Origin of the sequence: Rahnella rivi (genome assembly GCF_019049655.1) — a bacterium.
GTDB lineage: Bacteria > Pseudomonadota > Gammaproteobacteria > Enterobacterales > Enterobacteriaceae > Rahnella > Rahnella rivi.
This window is the reverse complement of record NZ_JAFMOX010000060.1, coordinates 83,043-106,848: the sequence shown is the minus strand read 5'-3', so window position 1 is coordinate 106,848 and position 23,806 is coordinate 83,043. Positions and strand designations below refer to the sequence as shown.

Sequence of the window (23,806 nt, the reverse complement as noted above, 5' to 3'; positions counted from 1 at the left end):
TTCTGTAATTAACCGCTTACCGCCATACCCACGGTCATATGCAGACCGTAGAAAATTGCGCGTCCCACCAGTTCTCCCGAGAAGACCAGCACAAATGCCAGAATCATTGAGAGCAGCGCAGGACGTTTACGCATGATCAACGGACAGAACCAGCAGCCTAATCCCAGAATGACCAGCACCAGCCGCCATGCAGACAAGCTGCCATATTGCGGGATCAATGCAGATGCCGCCTGAACCGAACTGTGGATATTCGCCAGACCTGTACTTTGCATCACCACCAGCACCATACTGATCACCAGCCCTGTCAGGCTGATTACCGGTAACAGACGCAGACCACAACCCTGGATATTCGCGCCACGCAGCAGCAGATAGCCGAGAACCGGGCCACCAATCAGAACTGTCAGTCCGAAGCTGAATGCGGTGTAAAGGTTATTCCAGGTAGGCACAGTATTGATTTCATAAACGCAGCACATCGCGTAAACAAACCCGATACCCGCCAGCATAGTGACCACCAGCCAAATTTTACCCAACAGGCGCGGCATTTTGTTGATCATTGCCAGCAGCCAGTAAATGCCACCAAGCGCAAAGAACAGTGAACCGCTGCCAATCTCGTTACTCAGCGGAGAAGCACCGAGACCGTTGAGCGAGTTAAATGCGCGCAGCGGTGAGCCCAGATGCAAGACCGAAGCAATAAACGCCACCGCCATCAGTGCCCAAAGGAAAAACATCGACAGGTGAATACGGCGTTGCTCTTCTGCAGAGCGCTGAGTCAGTAATGCCATAGCCAGCACGATAAATGCCCCTACAACACACTGCCCCAACACGGTAAAGACCATTAAAGGCCATTCATGCCATCCGTTTCCCATCTCAAACCTCCTTCGGGTTAGCCAGATAACCCGTTGTATCGCCTACAGGACGGCAATTCGCATTGGGTTTAATGACGATATTTGGGTGCGTAAAATGCGCAGCCGGCAAGGGTGCCACTTCTGCCAGATCGCCATATTTCGCACGCAGTTCTTCGATCGGTGCCATATCAAGCGCACGCAGCGGGCAGGACTCGACGCAAATAGGTTTTTTACCTTCCGCAACGCGCTCATAACAGCCGTCGCATTTGGTCATATGCCCTTTCGCTTCGTTGTACTGCGGCGCGCCATAAGGACAGGCCATATGGCAGTAGCGACAGCCAATACAGACGTCTTCGTTGACCACAACAAATCCGTCTTCACGTTTGTGCATTGCACCGCTCGGGCACACTTTGGTACAGGCTGGATCTGCGCAGTGGTTGCAGGAAATTGACAGATAATAAGCGAACACATTCTGATTCCAGCCATCACCGTCCTTCTGCCAGTCGCCACCGGCATATTCATAAATGCGGCGGAAATTAACGTCAGGCGTTAAATTTTTGAAGTCTTTACAGGCCAGTTCGCAGGTTTTGCATCCTGTGCAGCGGCTTGAATCAATATAAAAACCATATTGAGTTGTCATTTATTGCTCCGTTAAACCTTAGCCACTTGCACAAGGTTGGTATGAGAGGGGTTACCTTTCGCCAGCGGTGAAGGTCTTTGAGAAGTCAGTACGTTGATGCTGCCCGCACGGTCGATTCTTTTGCTGTCAGGGGTGTACCAGGCACCTTCGCCAAGCGCGACTACACCCGGCATCATGCGCGGCGTCACTTTCGCGGCAATCTGCACTTCCCCGCGATCGTTAAAGATGCGGATCATGTCGCCATTGGTGATACCGCGCTGCGCAGCATCCATCGGGTTAATCCACATTTCCTGACGGCATGCGGCTTTCAGCACATCCACATTTCCGTAAGTTGAATGCACCCGACCTTTGAAATGGAAACCTGTCAGTTGCAGGGGATAACGGCTGGCCAGCGGATCGTCATAGTTTTCGAATCCGGCGGCGTAAACCGGCAACGGATCGATAATGTCTTCTTTTTCCAGCTGCCATTTCGCTGCGATATCAGCCAGCGCGGCCGAATAGATTTCAATTTTCCCCGACGGCGTTTCCAGAGGATTGGCAAGCGGATCTTCACGGAATGATTTGTACGCCACGTGGTGTTGCTCAGGGTCACGCTGCTTGAAAATCCCCTGCTGGCGGAAGGTATCGAAATCTGGAAGCGCGGGAATGGCCTGCACAGATTGCTGGTACAGGTGACGCATCCACTCTTCCTGCGTGCGGCCTTCCGTAAATTTCTGCTCAACGCCCATACGTTTTGCCAGTTCGCTGGTCATCTCATAAATGTTTTTGCATTCAAAACGAGGTTTGATGACCTGATCGGCAAAAATGACATACGCCATATTCCCGGATGAGGCATCGAGACAGAAATCCATCTGCTCAGAGGCCGTGCAGTCGGGCAGGATAATATCCGCGTATCGGGCAGACGCCGTCATGTGATTGTCGATGACCACGATCATTTCACACTGCTTGTCATCCTGCAGGATGTCGTGCGTGCGGTTGATCTCAGAGTGCTGGTTTATCAGACTGTTACCGGCATAATTCCAGATAAACTTAATCGGTACGCTGAGTTTATCTTTTCCGCGAATACCGTCTTTTAAAGCGGTCAGTTCCGGCCCGCGTTTAACCGCATCGGTCCACAGGAAAAACGGAATGCTGGTCGTTACCGGGTTTTCAAAAGCAGGCATGCGTACAAAGGGCAGGCTGTAGAATCCTTCACAGGCACCGGAGTTACCGCCATTGATCCCTACGTTGCCGGTAAGAATTGCCAACATTGCGATGGCACGGGTCGCGAGTTCACCATTGGCATGACGCTGCGGCCCCCAGCCTTGTGCGATAAACGCAGGTTTTGCCTGACCGATTTCACGGGCAAGTTTGACAATTTTGTCTACGGTGATGCCGGTGATCTTTGACGCCCATTCAGGTGTTTTGGCCGTTGCGTCTTCCCCGCTACCCAAAATGTAGGCTTTGTAATGCCCGTTGGCAGGCGCGCCTGCAGGTAAGGTTTTTTCATCGTAGCCGACGCAATACTTATCAAGGAACGGCTGATCGACCAGATTTTCAGTGATCATCACGTGAGCGAGGGCCGCAGCAAGCGCAGCGTCTGTTCCGGGGCGAATAGGGATCCACTCATCTTCACGCCCTGCAGCTGTATCGGTATAACGTGGGTCGATGATGATCATGCGGGCATTGGACTTTTCCCGTGCCTGCGCCAGATAGTAAGTCACACCACCGCCACTGAGCCGGGTTTCGCCGGGGTTATTACCGAAAAACACCACCAGTTTGCTGTTTTCGATATCCGACGGGCTGTTACCATCGGCCCATCCGCCATAGGTATAATTAAGGCCTGCCGCGATCTGCGCCGAGCTGTAATCACCATAATGATTCAGATAACCGCCACAGCAATTCATCAGACGGGCAATCAATGTGGAGCCTGGCGGCCATGAACGGGTCATGGTGCCGCCTAACGTTCCGGTACCGTAATTGAGATAAACTGCCTCATTACCGTATTTGCCGATGATGTCTTTCAGGCTGCCAGAAATCGTCTCGAAGGCTTCTTCCCAGCTAATACGAATGAATTTTCCTTCTCCGCGCGCACCCACCCGCTTCATTGGAAACTTCAAACGATCAGGGTTATACACTCGACGACGCATCGAGCGCCCGCGCAGACAGGCCCTGACCTGATGTAATCCTTCGTAATTGTCATCGCCGGTGTTATCGGTTTCGACATAACGAATTTCACCATCAACAACATGCATTCTTAACGGGCAGCGGCTTTCACAGTTAACCGTACAGGCACTCCATACCACTTTTTCGTCGGTAAGTTTGCTGTCGGTGGCAGTGCCGGCCGCCTGCGCTTGCCTGAAAGGCATCGTTACCCCTCCGGCTGCGGCAACCAGTCCCACCAATGCGGAATTTTTCATCAACGTTCGACGACTTATTCCTGCGGCTGTCCCTGCATTTCCTTGCATTTTATTCGACATATCCTTGCTCCTTAATATCCCTTCATAAACAGCAAAGGGATGAAACGTTAACGACCACTTCTGTACGACGCCTTATCGGCCTTCGCTAATTTCTATATTTTTTCTATTTGAATGAGATTCGTATGTTGCGGATTTCCCTTCGCCAGCGGGGATGGGCGTTGGGTGGTCAGCGTGTTCATACACGCGCCATGGTCAATACGGTCACCTTTCATGTTGGCCTGATGCCATGCGCCCTGCCCCATAGCCACAACGCCGGGCATGATCCGTGGCGTCACTTTTGCCGCGACACGCACTTCACCGCGATCGTTAAAGACCTTCACTTTGTCGCCGTTTTCAATGCCACGGGTTTTGGCATCCAGTGGATTGATCCACACTTCCTGACGGCAGGCGGCCTGCAGCACATCAATATTGCCGTAGGTCGAGTGAGTGCGCGCTTTGTAATGGAAACCGAACATCTGCAACGGGAACTGACTGCGTTTCGGATCGTCCCAGCCTTCAAAGGTCGAGGCATACACTGGTAACGGGCTGATGGTTTCGTCTTTTTTCAATTCCCATTCACCGGCAATTTTTGCCAGTGCAGAAGAGTAAATTTCGATTTTTCCGGACGGGGTTTTAAGCGGGTTAGCCTGCGGATCCTGACGGAATTTTTTATAAGCGACAAAATGCCCTGCAGGGTCTTTGCGCTTATAAATTCCCATGTCACGCAAGGCTTCATAGGCAGGCAGCGCCGGGTCCTTCAGCAGCATTTTGGCGTAGAGATATTGCAACCATTCACGCTGAGTACGGCCTTCTGTGAACTTGTCGTAAACATCAGGCCCAAGACGACGCGCCACTTCGCTCATCATCTCGTAAATGCCTTTTCGCCCGAACTTAGCCGAGGTCGCTGGCTGAATGAAAATCAGATAGCCCATATTTCCGGCGTAATCATTCGGGATGATATCTTCCTGCTCAACGGTCATCAGATCAGGCAGCAGGATGTCGGCATACTTAGCTGAGGAGGTCATGAAGTTTTCGATCACGACAATCATTTCGCAGTCCTGATCGTCCTGCAAAATATCGTGAGTTTTGTTGATGTCAGAATGCTGATTGGTGATGGTATTCCCGGCATAGTTCCAGATGAATTTGATCGGCACATCCAGCTTGTCTTTACCCCGTACACCATCGGCTTTAGCCGTCATTTCAGGGCCACGCGCAATGGCGTCGGTCCAGCTGAAACAGGAAATCTGCGTTTCTACCGGGTTTTCCAGCACAGGCATTCGTTCAATGGTGAGGGTATAAGTCGACTCACGCGCGCCGCTGTTACCGCCGTTAATACCCACGTTACCGGTTAAAATTGGCAGCATAGCAATGGCGCGTGACGTCAGCTCACCGTTGGCCTGGCGCTGCGGCCCCCATCCCTGAGAAATGTACGCAGGCTTAGCCTGACCGATTTCCCGCGCAAGCTTAACGATTCGCGATGCCGGAATGCCGGTGATGTGCGAGGCCCATTCCGGTGTTTTGGGCGTGGCATCCGCACCCTGACCCAGAATGTAAGCTTTATAGTGGCTATTGGCGGGTGCATCGGCAGGCAGTGTTTTTTCGTCATAGCCCACGCAATACGTATCCAGGAAAGGCTGATCCACCAAATTTTCGCTGATCAGCACATGTGCAAGGCCGGCGACCAGCGCGGCATCGGTGCCCGGACGGATGGGAATCCATTCGTCTTCGCGCCCTGCTGCAGTATCGGTATAACGCGGGTCGATCACGATCATGCGGGCATTGGAACGCTGACGCGCCTCTTCGAGGTAGTACGTGATCCCGCCGCCACTCATGCGCGTCTCGGCAGGATTATTACCGAAGAGCACCACCAGTTTGCTGTTTTCGATATCAGACGTGCTGTTGCCGTCGTTGCTACCATAGGTGTAGGGCATGGCGCAGGAAATTTGAGCGGTGCTGTAAGTGCCGTAATGACTGAGGAAACCGCCGTAGCAGTTCATCAGGCGGGCTACCAGTGAGGCGTAAGGCGATGAACGGGTGATGTTGCCGCCAACCACGCCAGAGGTGTAGTTGATATATACCGCTTCGTTGCCGTATTTAGCGACGATACGTTTCAGATTATTGGCAATCTCGTCAAAAGCCTCTTCCCAGCTGATGCGGACAAACTTACCTTCTCCGCGCTTACCCACGCGTTTCATCGGATAGTTTAACCGGTCCGGGTGATTCATACGCCGGCGCATGGAGCGCCCACGCAGGCAGGCGCGCACCTGGTGATCACCATAAATATCATTGCCGGTATTATCCGTTTCAACCCAATACACTTCATCGTCGCGAATGTGTAACCGCAATGCGCATCGGCTGCCGCAGTTAACGGAACAGGCACCCCAGACCACTTTATCCTCAGGCGTGGGATGTTTTCCTTCCCCTATCGCCGCGGCTAAAGCACTTCGTCCAAATGGCAGCGAGACGCCTCCTGCAGCAAGAGCCAGCCCGGCCAGTGAGGAGTTTTTCATCAACGTCCGCCGGCTGATACCTGTATTTTCAGGAATAATTTCTGGTTTTATTTCCGACATATTTCCGCTCCGGTAAGTTGCTTCGTCATCCGGACCGGTGCTTACAATGACACCAGACTTTGACGAAGAATTGAGCGGGCAGAAATGCAAAGCACAGGGAGTATTTGGGTACCCACTCGGAATGCATGGATATTACTCACCATGAGGTAGGAAACTTTGTTTGCTATCAAGATTGGAAAGGATTGGGGAGACGGAACAGCAGAACTCTCGTACAACGCACGATTTCAGACATAAAAAAAGCGCCCGGAGGCGCTTTTCGCTATATTGTAAAGTATATAGCGGCATTAGCCGATATATTCTAAACCGCCCATGTAAGGACGCAGCACTTCCGGCACTTCGATACGGCCATCTGCTTGCTGATAGTTTTCCAGCACGGCAACCAGTGTACGGCCAACGGCCAGACCGGAACCGTTCAGAGTGTGAACCAGACGTGGCTTCTTCTCTGTTTTGCTACGGCAGCGAGCCTGCATGCGACGCGCCTGGAAATCCCACATGTTAGAACACGAGGAGATTTCACGGTACGTATCCTGCGCGGGCAGCCACACTTCCAGATCATAGGTTTTGCTTGAACCAAAGCCCATATCGCCAGTGCACAGCAACATTTTGCGGTATGGCAGATTCAGCAGCTGAAGGACTTTTTCGGCATGGCCAGTCAGTTCTTCAAGCGCCTGCATGGAATCTTCCGGACGAACAATCTGAACCATCTCGACTTTATCGAACTGGTGCATACGGATCAGACCACGGGTATCACGGCCATAGGAACCGGCTTCTGAACGGAAACATGGCGTATGCGCAGTCATCTTCAGAGGCAGTGATTCCTCATCGAGGATTTCGTCACGCACCAGATTGGTCAGAGGCACTTCTGCCGTTGGGATCAGCGCATAGTTGCTGCTGCCCGCTTCTTCGTCCAAAGGCTTGGTATGGAACAAGTCTTCGCCAAATTTAGGCAACTGACCGGTACCATAAAGCGTTTCATGGTTGACCAGATAAGGAACGTACGCTTCCAGATAACCGTGCTGCTCAGTATGCAAATCAAGCATGAACTGAGAAAGTGCGCGATGCATGCGGGCAATCTGCCCTTTCATGACAACGAAACGAGAACCGGTCAGCTTAACCGCAGCAGCGAAATCCAGACCGCCCGCCATTTCACCCAGCGATACGTGATCGCGTACGGCGAAATCATACTGGCGCGGTGTGCCCCAGCGGCTGACTTCCTGATTATCGTTTTCATCTTTACCGGCAGGTACGGAATCATCTGGCAAGTTAGGAATAGCAGAAGCGACATCACGGATATCATTTTGCAATGCGTCCAGTTCAGCTTTTGCTGCATCCAGCTTCTCACCCAGCGTAAACACTTCCTGACGCAGGGGTTCGATGTCTTCGCCACGGGCTTTAGCCTGACCGATAGTTTTCGATCGTGCGTTACGTTCAGCCTGGAGAGTTTCCGTTTCTACCTGCAAGACTTTGCGGCGCTCTTCCTGAGAACGCAGCTTTTCCACATCGAGTTTAAAACCTCTGCGAGCGAGTTTTTCTGCAACTGCGTCTAGCTCATTACGCAGCAGATTGGGATCGAGCATGCTAATCCTGTACGTGTCGTTATTGAATGTTAATTTGATGAAGCACGCCGCGTTAAACGGCAGCGTGTCAAAGAGTTATCCAGGTAACCTTACCGCAACGATAAAGTTAGCGGTAGCGTTTTGTCGGGCTATTTTGATCTTGTTCAGCAAGCCAAGCCAGCTTTTCACCGATCTTGCCTTCCAGACCGCGGGAGGTGGGATAATAATACTGAGTTCGGGCCATTTCCGGTGGGAAATAATCTTCTCCGGCGGCGTACGCGTTCGGCTCATCGTGGGCATAACGATATTCTTTACCCAGCCCCATTTCTTTCATCAGCTTGGTCGGAGCATTACGCAAATGTTCAGGAACATCGTAGTCAGATTTTTCACGCGCATCACGCATTGCTGCTTTAAACGCACTGTAAACTGCATTACTTTTTGGCGCGCAAGCCAGATAGACAATCGCCTGAGCTATCGCCCTTTCACCTTCCGCCGGACCGACGCGGGTGAAACAATCCCAGGCTGCAATCGCCACCTGCATTGCGCGAGGATCGGCATTACCCACATCTTCAGACGCGATGGCTAACAACCGGCGGGCTACGTAGAGAGGATCTCCTCCCGCGGTGATAATACGGGCATACCAGTAAAGTGCGCCGTCCGGAGATGAGCCACGAACCGATTTGTGCAATGCAGAAATCAAGTCATAGAAGCGATCGCCTTTGTTATCAAATCGCGCGCTGCGCTCACCGGAAATTTCGGTCAATAATTCGGGCGTGAGTGTCCGGAAACCTTTTGCATCGACTTCTGCCATATCGGCCATCATTTCGATGCTGTTGAGCGCGCGGCGGGCATCGCCATTCACCAGCTCCGACAACATCCTGCGCGTATCTGGCGGAACACGAATTTTTTCATTGGCGTATCCGCGCTCGGCATTGGTGAGTGCCTGGTCGATGACTTTTTCGATATCTTCCGCAGTGAGGGATTTCAGCAGATAAACGCGGGCGCGTGACAGCAATGCAGAATTGAGTTCGAACGAGGGATTTTCCGTCGTCGCACCAATAAATGTAATGGTGCCGTCTTCGATATGCGGCAGAAATGCATCCTGCTGGCTTTTATTAAAACGATGGACTTCATCGACAAACAGAATAGTACGACGCCCGGCATCACGATTTTGACGGGCGCGTTCAATAGCTTCACGGATCTCTTTGATGCCTGAAGTGACCGCTGAAATGCGCTCGACATCAGCATTTGCATAGCGGCCAATCAGTTCTGCCAGCGTCGTTTTCCCGGTGCCCGGCGGCCCCCACAAGATCATCGAATGCAACTGCCCTGCTTCAATCGCGCGTGGCAAAGGTTTGCCAGGCGCTAACAGATGTTGCTGTCCGATATATTCTGCAAGAGTGACTGGCCGCATTCTGGCGGCCAGTGGCTGAAATTCATTCTGGGAAAAATCGAGTGACATATTACTCAAAGGGGCCTCACTGACGCTGGTCGTCCACCGTCACACCTTGTGGTGGAGTAAATTTAAATTTGGCATCGTCAACGGTCGCATTCTGCTCACCTTTGAGAACGTAAGCGCTTTTCTGCCCGTCCTGCTCGATAGCCGAGAAACTCTTGATGGTGCCGGTCGGCGTCACATTGATGGTGAATTGCTTCAGATTACCGGTTGCGCCTTTAGGCGTTAATTCGAAATCATCGCCTTTTTGCTTCACGTTATATTTCGCCCAGTCACTGCTGTCGTTACGGGTGATCAGCATAAACGGCGTGTTACCGGTCGCATTTTTCAACCAGGTTGCAGTCACTTGCTCAACAAACGGATTGTAGAACCACAGGGTTTTGCCATCGGAAACCAAAATGCTTTCATCTGGCGTGGTCATATGCCAGTTGAACAGGTTCGGACGTTTTACCCACAGCTGACCTTCGCCCTGCTGAACAGCGGCGCCATCATCACTGGTCACGGTCTGCGTAAAGCTGGCGTGGAAGGTGTTCAGTTTGCCCAGGCGGGATTTAAGATCGCTGCTGGCATCCGCCAAAACAGAAGCGGAGGTGAATGCAGTCAGTAAACACCCTACCATTAACAATTTTTTCATTCTTATTATTACCTCAGGGATCCAAAAACTCAGACGATGCCTTTCACACTGGCAAAAGACGTATGGTGCGAACTCTATCCGAGGCGGCGCCCCGGCGGTAGCTCAATCATCTGAAAAACATGTGTTTTACGCATCTTTGCACAAGGGCCGCTTTCGCGACCCTTCTTAACCTAATACGAGCAGTTCAGACAAGGCTCATTCATGCGAAGGGGGTGCCAGTACTTCACGGTTGCCGTTATGGCCCGGCGTACTCACGATCCCCTGTGCTTCCATTTGCTCAACGATTCGCGCTGCACGGTTGTAACCGATACGGAACTGACGCTGTACGCCGGAGATTGAAGCACGACGCTTATCAACAACGAAAGCAACTGCCTGATCGAACAACGCATCAAGTTCTTCATCATCACCCAGACCCAGCCCGCCACCTTCACCATCATCGCCACCGGAAATGATGCTTTCGATGTATTTAGGCCGCCCGCGCGCTTTCCAGTCCTGCACAACAGCGTGCACTTCCTGATCGCGGACAAACGCACCGTGAACACGTACGGGTATCGATGAGTTAGGTGCCATATACAACATGTCACCCATTCCCAGCAGAGACTCTGCTCCCCCCTGATCGAGGATAGTACGGGAGTCAATTTTGCTTGATACCGTAAACGCAATACGGGTCGGAATGTTGGCCTTAATCAGGCCGGTGATGACGTCAACCGACGGACGCTGGGTGGCAAGCACCAGATGGATCCCTGCTGCACGGGCTTTCTGGGCCAGTCGGGCAATCAGCTCTTCCACCTTTTTACCCACGGTCATCATCAGATCAGCGAACTCATCCACCAGCACGACGATAAATGGCTCTTTGCCCAGGAATGGCGGCTCAGCAGCCATTCCGTCGCCTGGCTTCCAGAATGGATCAGGGATCGGGCGGCCCATGGCTTCCGCTTCCTGAATACGTTCGTTATAACCGGCCAGATTACGGACACCCAGCGCAGACATCAGTTTGTAGCGGCGTTCCATCTCACCGACACACCAACGCAGTGCATTAGCGGCGTCTTTCATATCGGTAACCACTTCCGTCAGCAAATGCGGGATACCTTCATACACGGATAACTCGAGCATTTTCGGGTCAATCATGATGAAGCGCACTTCTTCAGGCGTAGCCTTATAGAGCATGCTGAGGATCATGGCGTTAACGCCTACCGATTTACCGGAACCGGTGGTACCCGCCACCAGTAAGTGCGGCATTTTCGCCAGATCAGCCACCACAGGCTCACCGGAAATGTCTTTACCCAATACGATAGTCAATGGCGAAGGACTGTCTTTGAACTTAGCGCAGTCCAACACTTCCCGCAGATACACGGTCTGACGCTTTTTATTCGGTAACTCAAGGCCCACGTAAGGTTTGCCTGGAATGACTTCCACAACGCGTACTGCGACAGCAGACAACGAACGCGCAAGGTCACGCGAGAGGTTCGAAATGCGCGCTGCCTTTACACCCGGTGCCAGATCCAACTCGAAACGGGTGATCACCGGCCCCGGCAATTTGCCGACGACGTCCGCTTTGATACGATAATCGTTCAGTCGCGCTTCAATCAGGTTACCCATTTGCTCAAGCGCAAACTCATCCACAGGTTCAGCTTCTGCCGGCGGAGACGTCAGTAAATCCAGTGACGGCAATGGCGTCGTAGGTTTTACCAGCGGCTGCTCATGACGCATCAGGAACGGGTGGATCAGGCTGTCCATATCCGGTTTAGCGGCAGGCGGTGACTGGCGCGGCGCTTCATACTCTTGCGCATGTTGCACAGGCTGAGGCGATTGCGGCCGTTGGTAAGGTTCCTGTGCAAATGCTGCGGGCTGCGGTTCTTCTTCTGCCTGCGCGGACAAGGTAAACAGCGGCTCGGAAGGCGTATCGTCAACCAGATCAGCCATTGGCGAGAAGCTGAATGCGTCATGCTGGCTGAGCTTCATGGCCGCCGCAGCAAAATCATCCGCTGCAGACGTTGTGGACTCTGCCCGCTGCTGCTGTGGATCATTTGCCTGAGAATGATGATGCTGAACTACGCCACTTTGCGGCTCAACGTCTTGCTGGTAACGGGTCTGTTCACGTGCAGCAAATGCGTGACGTAATTCCGCTTCCTGCAAGGCCGCCTCATCATCAGGTTCATCTTGCGCAGCCGTTTCGCCGTAACGCTGTTGCTGCTGATCGGAAAACGCCTGACGTAATGCGGCTTCCTGCATCGCAGCTTCATCCGCCAGAGACTGCTCGTCCTGATAGACAGGTTCCTGAGTGGCACTCTGCTGCGCCGTTTGCTCTTGCTGCTCAGCCATACGCTGAGAAGGCAGTTTTATCCCGTAGGATGCCAGCTCGCGACGCGTCGGGATCCGCACAGGGTTCGGTCTTGGCAATTCAGGGCCAAAACCTTTTTTGACCTGCGGATTTTCATCACTGACGGCGCTGAATGCAGGCATGAAAGTATTACCGGCAGTGGACGCAGCAGACTGCCCGGCTTGCGCCAGACCGGTTGCCAGCGCTGCCGTGGCAGCCACACTCGCAGCGTGAGCGCTGTCAGGAGTAGGAGAACTGAAGTCAAACGGCGAACGGGTATTGTGTTCCGCCGCGGTCTGCCAGTTACCCATACGTGGCCCGTCATCTTCATTGTGTTCAGGTTGCACCGGCGACGGCGATTGCTGAACAGGCTGAGGATGGCGCGGTACCGGTGTTTCTTCCGGAATTTCGAAGCTGTATAACGGCGGCGCGGCTGGTTCATGGGCTGCAGGAGGTAGTGCAATATTCGCGACCGGCGGCTCTGCGGCATAACGACTGACTGCCTCAGGTGCAACGGGCGACGTTTCAGCCACCGGCACGGCATCAGCCACTGCGGGCTGAGGGGCAGATTCATTCACTGACGGGGCCGAGAACAGCACGTCATCTTCATCTGCATCTGCATCTGCATCTGCAGGCGCGGCTACCACAGGTGATGCGGTTGCCGCTGTCGCTGCAACCGTTGCCGGAGCAGCATGCGCTACCGGTTTTGCATCACCCCCTTCTTCCAGCAACGGATCATCGTGTTCGTCGTCATAATATTCATCGTCGTCACGGCGGGAACGGTTGGTCACAATGTTAGTGACACCGAGCACTGCACCACCAATTTTCTCAGCGATGGTCAGCCATGACCAGCCGGTAAACAGCGTCAGTCCGGCAGCCCAGACACACAGCAGAACCAGCGTGGCACCGACATTGTTAAAGTATGGTGTCATCGCCGTGCTCAGCAAACTGCCGATCACTCCGCCTGAGGCGAAATAATAGAGGTCATCGATGTTGACTGAGGCCAGTCCGCAAGACGTGACAATAAGCGCCAGCGTCCCAATGAGACGCAGCGACCAGGCAAAATAGTCGATGAAATCCTGATTATCGCGCTGACGGAAAGCCGCCCAGCACAAACACAGGATAATAGGGGGGATCGCGTAACCAAATACGCCAAAGATGAAGAACAGCGTATCCGCCATCCACGCGCCAACGCCGCCACCCCAGTTATGAATAGGCCCATGCCAGGCGGTTTGCGACCAGCTTGGATCTGAGGGGTTAAAACTCACCAGTGCTGCTATCAAATACGCAGCAAATATCGCCACCACAACCAGCAACGCCTCCACAATACGGCGGCCATTGCTCAGTCTTTTGAGGGTAACGTCTTTATCTTCTGTATATTCCTGGCTCAAGAAAGGCTCTCCAGGTTCCTGTGAACTGAGAAAAAGCAACAGCGCCGAGAGTTGACCCCGGCGCCATAGCTGTATAGATACACAGGAGTGTAGCTAAAGTTACAAGGTTTTGCACCTGACAATTACCGGGTCTTGATGACCAGGCGATTCGTCTGTTTCACTTCTTCCATTACCACATAGGTACGGGTGTCGTTAACACCCGGCAGACGAAGCAATGTCTCACCTAACAGCTTACGGTAAGCAGACATATCCGGTACGCGGGTTTTCAACAGGTAGTCGAAATCCCCTGAAACCAAATGACACTCCTGAATATCTTCGAGTTTTTGTACTGCCGCATTGAACTGCTCAAACACATCCGGCGCACCGCGGTTGAGGGTTATCTCAACAAAAACCAGCAGCGATGCATCAAGATAATGTGGGTTAAGCAGTGCGGTATAACCATTAATGAAGCCCTGACGTTCCAGACGACGAACGCGCTCCAGACATGGCGTTGGAGATAATCCCACACGTTTGGAAAGCTCGACGTTTGAAATCCGGCCATCCTTTTGAAGTTCGTTGAGGATGTTACGGTCAATACGGTCGAGATCTTTTCCCGGACGTTTTTTGTTGTCTACCATTATTATTGTCTCTCTGCTGTCCTTCCCTGCACCTGCCTACCCCAGCCAACTTCAATGTCTAAGGGTTGTCCCAAGCGAAGACCCGATTATTAAGGTTTACGCATCCAAAAGCCGTGTTTATCCCCTGTCATAAGGAACACGGCCAAAACCGGACACTCAAAAGAAATAACTCTGTGGAATTAATAGATTGGAAACAACCAATCTGATTCACCAAACCCTGCGGCAACACAAAAACCCAAAAGCAACACCAGAACGGGTCGGGTAGCAGCCATTTGGATAAATTCAAGTCACTGACAGGCAGTTAATTTCTTCTTACCCTGATGTTTTCGCAAATGCACAGCGGATTGTCAAAGTAAAAGAAGCAAAATCAGAAGAACGTGCCAGATTGAAAAGCCACCGCCCCCTTTTTAGCTATCTTTTCTCTTTGAACAATAACAATTCCGTTCACACGTTATTTCAGCCATATCCCTACAAATTACCGTGATATGTGGCTATTTTAGCGTGTTATAGACAACGTCCAGACTATCCCGACACTCAGACATGCTGGTTTTTTATGCTTACCATCAATCAGTTACCTGAAACATGGTGAAGCGCGAAATCCTTTTTACGCCGGTTGCGCAGTAAAAACTATCAGACAAATCGCTAACAACATCTGAGTTTGCTTTTTTTAACACGCAGTTTTCCCTACAATCGCTTATCGCTAGTCACCATCGCGGAGTTAGATTGCCCATGAGTACGGTTAAACACAGTAAATTATTGATTTTAGGTTCTGGCCCGGCAGGTTATACCGCCGCGGTTTACGCAGCGCGCGCCAACCTCAATCCTGTTTTGATTACCGGCGTGGAAAAAGGCGGTCAGCTGACCACAACCACCGAAGTGGAAAACTGGCCGGGAGATCCCGAAGGTCTGACCGGTCCGGCATTGATGGATCGCATGCATGAGCACGCCACTAAATTCAACACCGAGATCATTTTCGACCATATCAATAAGGTGGATCTGCAAAATCGTCCGTTCCGCCTGACGGGCGACAGCGGCGAATACACCTGTGATGCGTTGATCATCGCCACCGGCGCCTCTGCCCGTTACATTGGTTTGCCATCCGAAGAAGCGTTTAAAGGCCGTGGCGTCTCAGCCTGTGCCACCTGCGATGGTTTCTTCTACCGCAATCAGAAAGTGGCCGTGGTGGGCGGCGGGAATACCGCTGTGGAAGAAGCGCTTTATCTGGCTAACATCGCCTCAGAAGTCCATTTAATTCACCGCCGCGACAGTTTCCGTGCTGAAAAAATTCTGGTTGATCGCCTGAATGACAAAGTCGCCAGCGGCAACATTGTTCTGCACACCCACAAAACGCTGGACGAAGTGGTTGGCGATCAGATGGGCGTGACTGGCGCAAGCCTGATGGATGTCCGTACCGATGAAAAATCTCAGGTTGACGTCGCGGGTGTATTTATCGCTATCGGTCACAGCCCGAATACCGGCATTTTCGAAGGCCAGCTTGAGCTTAAAGACGGCTACATCAAAGTGCAGTCCGGCTCGTACGGAAATGCCACGCAAACCAGCATCCCGGGTGTTTTTGCCGCGGGTGACGTGATGGACCATATCTACCGTCAGGCGATCACGTCCGCCGGGACCGGTTGTATGGCCGCACTGGATGCTGAGCGTTATCTGGATGGCTTATCGCAAGCACCGGATTTGTAATCCTCTTTTCTGCGATTTATTTTCCATCATCCTGATGAATAAGGCGGCTATCTGGCCGCCTTATTCTTTTTGTTTTCTCCCCTCAGCATGTAACATGTTCAGCCTCCGAACCGGATAGCTGCACAGACTGATGCCTGATGAATAAAACACGACAACAAGAACTTATCCGCTGGTTAAAACAACAAAGCTCACGCGCCAAAGGCTGGATCCGTCTGTCTATGATGCTGGGTTTACTCTCGGGTTTACTGATTTTGGCGCAGGCATGGCTGATGGCCGGTCTGCTGCACAACCTGATTATCCAGCACACGCCCCGTGAAGACTTGCTGCAAAGTTTCCTGCTGATGGCGCTGACCTTTGTTTTGCGTGCCGTGGTGAGCTGGCTGCGGGAACAGGTGGGCTTTATTTGCGGACGTGTCATTCGTCAGGAGATGCGTAAATTAGTGCTCGACCGTCTGGAAAAACTAGGGTCAGCCTGGATACAGGGCAAACCGGCGGGCAGCTGGGCGACCATCATTCTTGAACAAATCGAAGATATGCAGGATTACTATGCCCGCTATCTGCCACAAATCGCTCTTGCAGGGATCATTCCGCTGCTGATTCTGGTCAGCATTTTCCCGATCAACTGGGCGGCAGGGATGATTCTGCTGGTCACTGCGCCGCTGATCCCAATTTTCATGGCGCTGGTCGGTATGGGTGCTGCCGATGCGAATCGTCGCAATTTTGTCGCCCTCGCGCGTCTGAGCGGCAACTTCCTCGACAGCCTGCGCGGCCTCGACACCCTTCGCCTCTTCCACCGCGGCACTGCGGAAATCGAACAGATCAAACGCTCTACCGAAAGCTTTCGTGCGCGCACCATGGACGTACTGCGCCTGGCTTTCCTCTCCTCCGCCGTACTCGAATTTTTCGCGTCAATCTCTATCGCCGTTGTGGCGGTTTACTTCGGTTTCTCTTATCTCGGCGAACTGAATTTCGGCAGCTATGGCACGCCGGTCACCCTTTTTGCCGGTTTTCTGGTGCTGATCCTCGCCCCTGAATTCTTCCAGCCGCTGCGTGATTTGGGTGCCTTTTATCATGCCAAAGCGCAGGCGGTGGGTGCAGCCGAAAGTCTGGTGACGTTCCTGACAGCCGAAAGTGCAGAGATGGGCGACGGCAGCCAGAACTGGCCACAGGGTGAGAAAGTGTCACTGCACGCCCGTGAGATGTTGATTCAGTCGCCGCAGGGCAAAACGCTCGCCGGCCCGCTGACGTTCAACATTCATCCTGGCCAACGCATTGCGATTGTAGGGCTGAGCGGTGCCGGAAAAAGCTCGCTGCTCAATGCCCTGCTGGGCTTTTTGCCTTATCAGGGATCGCTGACGGTCAGCGGCATTGAACTGAAAACCTTGCGCAATGAGGAATGGCGTAAGCGGCTCAGCTGGGTCGGACAGAATCCACATCTGCCCGAACATACCCTGCGTGACAATATTCTGCTGAATCAGCCGGATGTCAGCGAGCAGCAACTCCAGTCAGCCATAGAGCGTGCGTATGTCAGTGAATTTTTACCGCTGCTGCCTCAGGGGCTTGAAACCGAACTGGGCGACAGTGCGGCACGGTTGTCGGTCGGTCAGGCACAGCGTGTCGCCGTGGCCCGTGCCCTGCTCTCTCCCTGCGAATTATTGTTGCTGGACGAACCTACCGCCAGCCTCGATGCGCACAGCGAAAAACGCGTGATGAGCGCGCTGAACGAAGCGTCTGAAGCCCAGACATCCCTGCTGGTCACCCATCAGCTGGAGGACACCCGTGACTATGATGAAATCTGGGTAATGGACAAAGGTCAGATCGCTGAGCGTGGCACCTTCCCTGATCTGGTTGCTCAGGGCGGATTATTTGCCAGCCTGTTGTCTCAGCGCAGTAAGGAGCTGTAATCATGAAAATTCTACTGCCTTATCTCGCCCTGTATCGCCGTCACTGGTTCCGTCTCTCACTGGGTATCATTCTGGCGATTGTGACCCTGCTCGCCAGCATTGGCCTGCTGACGCTCTCTGGCTGGTTCCTGGCGGCCTCTGCCGTCGCCGGTATCGCCGGGTTGTACACGTTCAATTACATGCTTCCGGCAGCCGGTGTGCGCGGTGCTGCAATCTTTCGTACTGCGGGGCGTTACGCGGAACGCCTGGTCAGCCACGATGCGACCTTCCGTGTACTGGCGCATTTGCGCGTGTTCACTTTCACTAAAATTATGCCGCTCTCGCCGGGTGGCATTGCGCGGTTTCGTCAGGCTGATCTGCTGAACCGGCTGGTCGCCGATGTGGATACGCTGGATCACCTGTATCTGCGTGTTATCTCTCCGTTGATCAGCGCTCTGGTGGTCATTGCGCTGGTGACCTTTGGGCTGAGTTTCCTTGACGTGAAACTGGCCCTGACGCTCGGCGGCATTATGATGGTTCTGATGCTGCTCCTGCCGGTGATGTTCTATCGCGCAGGTAAACCCGCCGGACGCGAACTGACCGCTCTGCGCAGTGATTACCGGATGCAGTTGACGTCATGGTTACAGGGCCAGTCAGAACTGGTGGTATTCGGCGCGCAAGCGCGGTTCCGACAGAAACTGAATGATATCGAACGGCGCTGGATGCTGCGCCAGCAGCAACAAGCCAGGCTCACCGGGCTGTCACAGGCGGTGGTCATTGCCGCGGCGGGTCTGACCGTAACGCTGATGCTGTGGCTTGCTGCCGGCGGGATCGGGACAATCGCAAATCCCGGCGCACTGATTGCGTTGTTCGTGTTTACCCCGCTGGCTGCTTTCGAAGCGCTGGGGCCCGTCGCCGCGGCTTTCCAGCATCTGGGTCAGGTGATTGCCTCGGCGCAGCGTGTCAGTCAGATCATCGATCAGCCTGCCGATGTCACTTTCCCGGCACAAGGTCCGCAGGCCGCAGAACACGTCACTCTGTCACTGAAAAACGTGAATTTCACTTATCCCGGACAGCCGTTGCCGGTGCTTAAAAATATTACGCTGGAAGTGGCTGCCGGTGAGCACATCGCCCTTCTCGGCCAGACTGGCTGTGGCAAATCGACCCTGTTGCAACTGCTGACGCGCGGCTGGGATATCAACAGCGGCGCATTGAGCATTAACGGTCATGCGATAACGACCTACGATGAAGCGTCGCTGCGTCAGATGATCACCGTCGTCAGTCAGCGCGTGCATATTTTCAATAATACGCTGCGTGAAAACCTGCGGATGGCCTCTCCCCAACGCTCCGATGACCAGCTTGCTCAGGCACTCAGGCAGGTGGATTTACATGTTCTGCTTGAAGACGAAGGCCTGAACGCATGGCTTGGAGAGGGTGGCCGTCAGCTTTCAGGCGGCGAACAGCGCCGTTTAGGCCTGGCGCGTGCCCTGCTGCATAACGGCCCGCTGTGGTTGCTGGACGAACCCACCGAAGGGCTGGATGCAGAAACGGAAAACCATATTCTGGCCTTGCTGCACAAGCATTGTGAAAATAAAACGCTACTCTTAGTGACGCACCGTTTACAAGGTCTTGAAAACCTCGACAGAATTTGTGTGATGGAAGAAGGCGAGATTGTGGAACAAGGTGATCACCCGACGTTAGCTGCCTCACACGGCCGGTACGCCCGTTTTCTTGCGCGCGGCTGATGTCTGTAACTGATTTATGTGGCGGCCTGCCAGCCGCCGGATAAGGAGATCTATGCGGTTAGTTAAACTCGAAGCCAGTTCTGTTCATTTTCCGGATCCTGATACTGCGTTACAGGACCCGAACGGCCTGCTGGCTATCGGTGGCGACCTGACCTCACCACGTTTGCTTTCCGCGTATCAGCATGGCATTTTCCCCTGGTTTGAGCCCGGAGAGATGATCCTCTGGTGGTCACCCGATCCGCGCGCAATTTTAGTCCCTGAAGAGCGCCACATCAGCCGGAGTTTGCAGCGGTTCATGCGTAAGATGCCTTTTCGTTTTACGCTCAATCAACGTTTCGAGCAGGTGATCCACGCCTGTGCGATGCAACGTGAAGAAGGCACCTGGATCGGCCCGCTGGTTCAGCGCGGTTATCAGGAATTGCACGAGGCCGGGCATGCCCACTCAGTCGAAGTCTGGGAGGGTGATGAGCTGGTCGGCGGTTTGTACGGCGTATCCGTCGGAAGTCTGTTTTGCGGTGAATCGATGTTTAGCCGCCGTGAAAATGCCTCCAAGTGCGCGCTCATGATGTTTTGCCAACATTTTTCCCGCAATGGTGGAGAACTGATTGACTGTCAGGTGCTCAACCCTCACACTGCGTCGCTGGGTGCGAGAGAGATCCCCCGCCGCCAATTTTTGCAGCAGTTATCCGAACTTTCGCAACGCGCGTTAGCACCGGATTGCTGGTTGCCACAAGACTTATCCCCACATGATGAAGACCTGCCGGTATTTCCGAAGGATAGGGAATAGGTGCGGTCATGAACCATACTTCTTTACATAATGTGGGTTTTTCGGCATTATCTTGCCGGTTAAAAACTATGGTAGTTAGACCTAGAGGATTCGATGGCCAAAGAAGACAACATTGAAATGCAGGGCACCGTACTTGATACGCTGCCAAACACTATGTTCCGCGTAGAATTAGAAAACGGACACGTAGTTACCGCACACATCTCCGGTAAAATGCGTAAGAACTATATCCGCATCCTGACGGGCGACAAAGTCACTGTAGAGCTGACCCCGTACGACCTGAGCAAAGGCCGCATTGTCTTCCGTAGCCGTTAATAAACGGCTCACTCATCGCTGATTTTCCGGCGATACCCGAGGATACCCTCTTCGCCCTTCCTGCACTTGCAAGGGCGTTTTGTGGTATCCGCAATTCGGCATGTGTTCCACTATCCTTTCTGAAATCCCTCACTGATTCCTGCAATTAAATAAAGAATTTCGGAAAGAAAAAAGGCGATGTTTTCACATCGCCTTTTGTTTTTTCATCACCGATGAAAATTAATGCACCGCACCTTCCGGCTTTTTCTTCTGCGCGCTCATGAAGTGGTAAGTCAGCTTATCGGCTTCCTTATCCAGCGCCACAGATACCGAGCCACCGTCTACCAGTGAACCAAACAGCAGTTCGTTGGCCAGCGGTTTTTTCAGGTTTTCCTGCACGGTGCGGGTCATCGGACGCGCGCCCATCGCACGGTCATAACCTTTCACGGTCAGCCAGTCACGGGCTTCATCACTGACTTCCAGCGAGACGCCTTTGGCATCCAGTTGCGCCTGCAGTTCGACGATAAACTTATCGACCACCAGCTGGATCACATCGGTAGACAGATGGTTGAACCAGATCACGTTGTCCAGACGGTTACGGAACTCCGGTGTAAACACCTTCTTGATCTCTTCCATAGCGTCAGGGCTGTTGTCCTGATGGATAAGGCCAATCGATTTACGTTCAGTTTCACGTACACCGGCGTTCGTGGTCATCACCAAAATCACGTTACGGAAATCAGCTTTGCGCCCGTTGTTATCGGTCAGCGTACCGTTGTCCATGACCTGCAACAGCAGGTTGAAGACATCCGGATGCGCCTTCTCGATTTCATCGAGCAGCACCACCGCGTGAGGATGTTTAAGTACAGCATCCGTCAGTAAGCCGCCCTGATCAAAGCCAACGTACCCCGGAGGTGCACCGATCAAACGGCTTACCGTATGACGCTCCATGTATTCCGACATATCAAAGCGCAGCAGTTCGATATCCATCGCTTTCGCCAGCTGAACCGTCACTTCGGTTTTACCCACACCGGTAGGACCGGCGAACAGGAAGGAACCGACCGGTTTGCGATCCTGACCCAGACCCGCACGACTCATTTTGATCGCTTCTGTCAGGGCTTCGATGGCAGGATCTTGCCCGAAGACCAGCATTTTCAGGCGGTCACCGAGATTTTTCAGCACATCGCGATCGGTTGCTGACACGGTTTTTTCCGGAATGCGGGCGATACGCGCCACCACACTTTCGATGTCGCTGACGTTAACGGTTTTCTTGCGTTTACTGACCGGCATTAACCGGCTGCGCGCGCCTGCTTCATCAATAACGTCAATGGCTTTGTCCGGCAGGTGACGGTCATTGATATATTTGACCGACAGCTCCACCGCCGCACGCACCGCTTTCGCGGTATAACGTACATCGTGGTGCGCTTCGTATTTGGTTTTCAGGCCATTGATGATCTGCACGGTTTCTTCGACGGTCGGTTCAGTAATATCAATTTTCTGGAAGCGACGCGCCAGGGCACGGTCTTTCTCAAAGATATTGCTGAATTCCTGGTACGTCGTCGAACCGATCACCCGAATCTTCCCGCTCGACAGCAACGGTTTGATCAGGTTAGCCGCATCCACCTGACCGCCGGACGCCGCACCGGCACCGATAATCGTGTGGATTTCATCAATAAACAGAATGCTGTTCTTATCCTGTTCCAGCTGTTTGAGCAGCGATTTGAAACGTTTTTCAAAATCACCACGGTATTTCGTGCCTGCCAGCAGAGAACCGATATCCAGAGAATACAGGGTGCAGTCGGCCATTACTTCCGGCACGTCGCCCTGCTCGATTCGCCATGCCAGACCTTCAGCAATTGCGGTTTTACCTACGCCGGATTCCCCCACCAGCAGCGGGTTATTCTTACGGCGACGGCAGAGCACCTGAATGGCGCGCTCCAGTTCTTTGTCACGGCCAATCAGCGGATCGATGCCACCTACACGCGCTAACTGGTTAAGATTAGTGGTGAAGTTCTCCATACGATCTTCCCCCGCCGACTGCTCTTCGTTAACTGGGTTTTCCGCATTGTTTGGCGCCTGGCTACCCGATTCATCTTTACGGGTACCGTGCGAAATAAAGTTCACCACATCAAGGCGGCTGACATCATGTTTACGCAGGAGATAGGCAGCCTGAGATTCCTGTTCGCTGAAAATCGCGACCAGAACGTTAGCGCCGGATACTTCACTGCGGCCAGAAGATTGCACGTGGAATACCGCACGTTGCAGAACGCGCTGGAAACTCAGCGTAGGCTGGGTGTCACGTTCCTCTTCACTGGCGGGTAAGGTGGGTGTGGTTTGCTCGATGAAGGCTTCCAGCTCCTGGCGTAATGCCACCAGATCGACTGTACAAGCTTCAAGCGCTTCACGGGCAGCAGGGTTGCTGAGCAACGCCAGCAACAGGTGCTCCACGGTCATAAACTCATGCCGGTGCTCACGGGCTCTTGCGAAAGCCATGTTGAGACTGAGTTCAAGTTCTTGATTGAGCATAGGCACCTCCCAAATAGATTGCCTTAATCAGGCTTTTTCCAGCGTACACAGCAACGGATGCTCATTCTCCTTGGCGTACTCATTTACGTGTGCGACCTTGGTTTCGGCGACTTCGGCGGTATAAACGCCGCATATCGCTTTGCCTCTATAGTGCACCTGGAGCATCAGTTGCGTTGCACGTTCAATATCATAAGAAAAGAACTTTTGCAGAACGTCAATCACAAATTCCATTGGAGTGTAATCGTCGTTGTTTAATATAACTTTATACATAGATGGCGGTTTTACCTCATCCTTTTGCTTATTCGCCGTCAAATGTTCAAAATTTAGCCAGTCTTGTTTGTCGCCCATTGCCTGCTCGTCACCTGTGAAGATCGTATTGGATGCTAAATACCTGACGTGAAAGCTTTCTGCG

General features: G+C 53.0%; 16 protein-coding genes. 5 read left to right on the top strand and 11 right to left on the bottom strand.

Annotated features, from left to right (window positions below):
• Window positions 1–8: 8 nt before the first annotated feature.
• The 9 genes from J1779_RS13555 to lrp form a co-directional block, all read right to left on the bottom strand.
• Window positions 9–866, bottom strand: coding sequence for a dimethyl sulfoxide reductase anchor subunit family protein (locus tag J1779_RS13555; protein WP_217203996.1), 858 nt, complete (start codon window positions 864–866; stop codon window positions 9–11).
• Window position 867: 1 nt separating this feature from the next.
• Window positions 868–1,485 carry a DMSO/selenate family reductase complex B subunit gene (locus J1779_RS13550; protein WP_056769245.1) on the bottom strand — a complete coding sequence of 206 codons (618 nt, stop codon included), beginning with the start codon at window positions 1,483–1,485 and terminating at the stop codon, window positions 868–870.
• A gap of 11 nt (window positions 1,486–1,496) precedes the next feature.
• Window positions 1,497–3,932, bottom strand: coding sequence for a dimethylsulfoxide reductase subunit A (dmsA, locus tag J1779_RS13545; RefSeq protein WP_420804208.1), 2,436 nt, complete (start codon window positions 3,930–3,932; stop codon window positions 1,497–1,499).
• Window positions 3,933–4,036: 104 nt separating this feature from the next.
• On the bottom strand, window positions 4,037–6,493 hold the full coding sequence (gene ynfE / locus J1779_RS13540) for a selenate/tellurate reductase subunit YnfE (protein ID WP_217203994.1): 2,457 nt from the start codon (window positions 6,491–6,493) through the stop codon (window positions 4,037–4,039).
• A 284-nt stretch (window positions 6,494–6,777) separates the two neighbouring features.
• Window positions 6,778–8,070, bottom strand: a complete 1,293-nt coding sequence (gene serS, locus J1779_RS13535) for a serine--tRNA ligase (protein WP_122094757.1) — start codon at window positions 8,068–8,070, stop codon at window positions 6,778–6,780.
• Between the two features lie 106 nt (window positions 8,071–8,176).
• The gene (locus J1779_RS13530) at window positions 8,177–9,520 is read right to left on the bottom strand and encodes a replication-associated recombination protein A (protein WP_056769240.1); all 1,344 of its coding nucleotides are present in this window, start codon (window positions 9,518–9,520) and stop codon (window positions 8,177–8,179) included.
• Between the two features lie 7 nt (window positions 9,521–9,527).
• A complete protein-coding gene (gene lolA / locus J1779_RS13525; protein WP_122094753.1) occupies window positions 9,528–10,139 on the bottom strand; it encodes an outer membrane lipoprotein periplasmic chaperone LolA in 612 nt (203 codons plus the stop codon).
• Between the two features lie 195 nt (window positions 10,140–10,334).
• Window positions 10,335–13,850, bottom strand: coding sequence for a DNA translocase FtsK 4TM domain-containing protein (locus J1779_RS13520; protein WP_217203993.1), 3,516 nt, complete (start codon window positions 13,848–13,850; stop codon window positions 10,335–10,337).
• 122 nt (window positions 13,851–13,972) lie between these two features.
• Window positions 13,973–14,467 (bottom strand): leucine-responsive transcriptional regulator Lrp, encoded by a 495-nt coding sequence (gene lrp, locus J1779_RS13515; RefSeq protein WP_013574775.1) that lies wholly within the window; start codon window positions 14,465–14,467, stop codon window positions 13,973–13,975.
• A gap of 729 nt (window positions 14,468–15,196) precedes the next feature.
• On the opposite strand from lrp, the gene trxB reads away from it, so the two are divergent.
• The 5 genes from trxB to infA all read left to right on the top strand — a co-directional run bounded on the left by trxB (window position 15,197) and on the right by infA (window position 20,892).
• Window positions 15,197–16,165, top strand: a complete 969-nt coding sequence (gene trxB, locus J1779_RS13510) for a thioredoxin-disulfide reductase (RefSeq protein ID WP_056769235.1) — start codon at window positions 15,197–15,199, stop codon at window positions 16,163–16,165.
• Window positions 16,166–16,302: 137 nt separating this feature from the next.
• On the top strand, window positions 16,303–18,069 hold the full coding sequence (gene cydD, locus J1779_RS13505) for a heme ABC transporter permease/ATP-binding protein CydD (RefSeq protein ID WP_217203992.1): 1,767 nt from the start codon (window positions 16,303–16,305) through the stop codon (window positions 18,067–18,069).
• A gap of 2 nt (window positions 18,070–18,071) precedes the next feature.
• The gene (gene cydC / locus J1779_RS13500) at window positions 18,072–19,793 is read left to right on the top strand and encodes a heme ABC transporter ATP-binding protein/permease CydC (protein ID WP_217203991.1); all 1,722 of its coding nucleotides are present in this window, start codon (window positions 18,072–18,074) and stop codon (window positions 19,791–19,793) included.
• Window positions 19,794–19,845: 52 nt separating this feature from the next.
• On the top strand, window positions 19,846–20,580 hold the full coding sequence (gene aat, locus J1779_RS13495) for a leucyl/phenylalanyl-tRNA--protein transferase (protein ID WP_217203990.1): 735 nt from the start codon (window positions 19,846–19,848) through the stop codon (window positions 20,578–20,580).
• A gap of 93 nt (window positions 20,581–20,673) precedes the next feature.
• Window positions 20,674–20,892 carry a translation initiation factor IF-1 gene (gene infA / locus J1779_RS13490; protein ID WP_002211347.1) on the top strand — a complete coding sequence of 73 codons (219 nt, stop codon included), beginning with the start codon at window positions 20,674–20,676 and terminating at the stop codon, window positions 20,890–20,892.
• A 219-nt stretch (window positions 20,893–21,111) separates the two neighbouring features.
• On the opposite strand, the gene clpA is transcribed toward infA, so the two are convergent.
• The gene (gene clpA, locus J1779_RS13485) at window positions 21,112–23,394 is read right to left on the bottom strand and encodes an ATP-dependent Clp protease ATP-binding subunit ClpA (protein ID WP_056769228.1); all 2,283 of its coding nucleotides are present in this window, start codon (window positions 23,392–23,394) and stop codon (window positions 21,112–21,114) included.
• A gap of 27 nt (window positions 23,395–23,421) precedes the next feature.
• Window positions 23,422–23,742 (bottom strand): ATP-dependent Clp protease adapter ClpS, encoded by a 321-nt coding sequence (clpS, locus tag J1779_RS13480; RefSeq protein ID WP_056769226.1) that lies wholly within the window; start codon window positions 23,740–23,742, stop codon window positions 23,422–23,424.
• Between the last annotated feature and the right edge of the window lie 64 nt (window positions 23,743–23,806).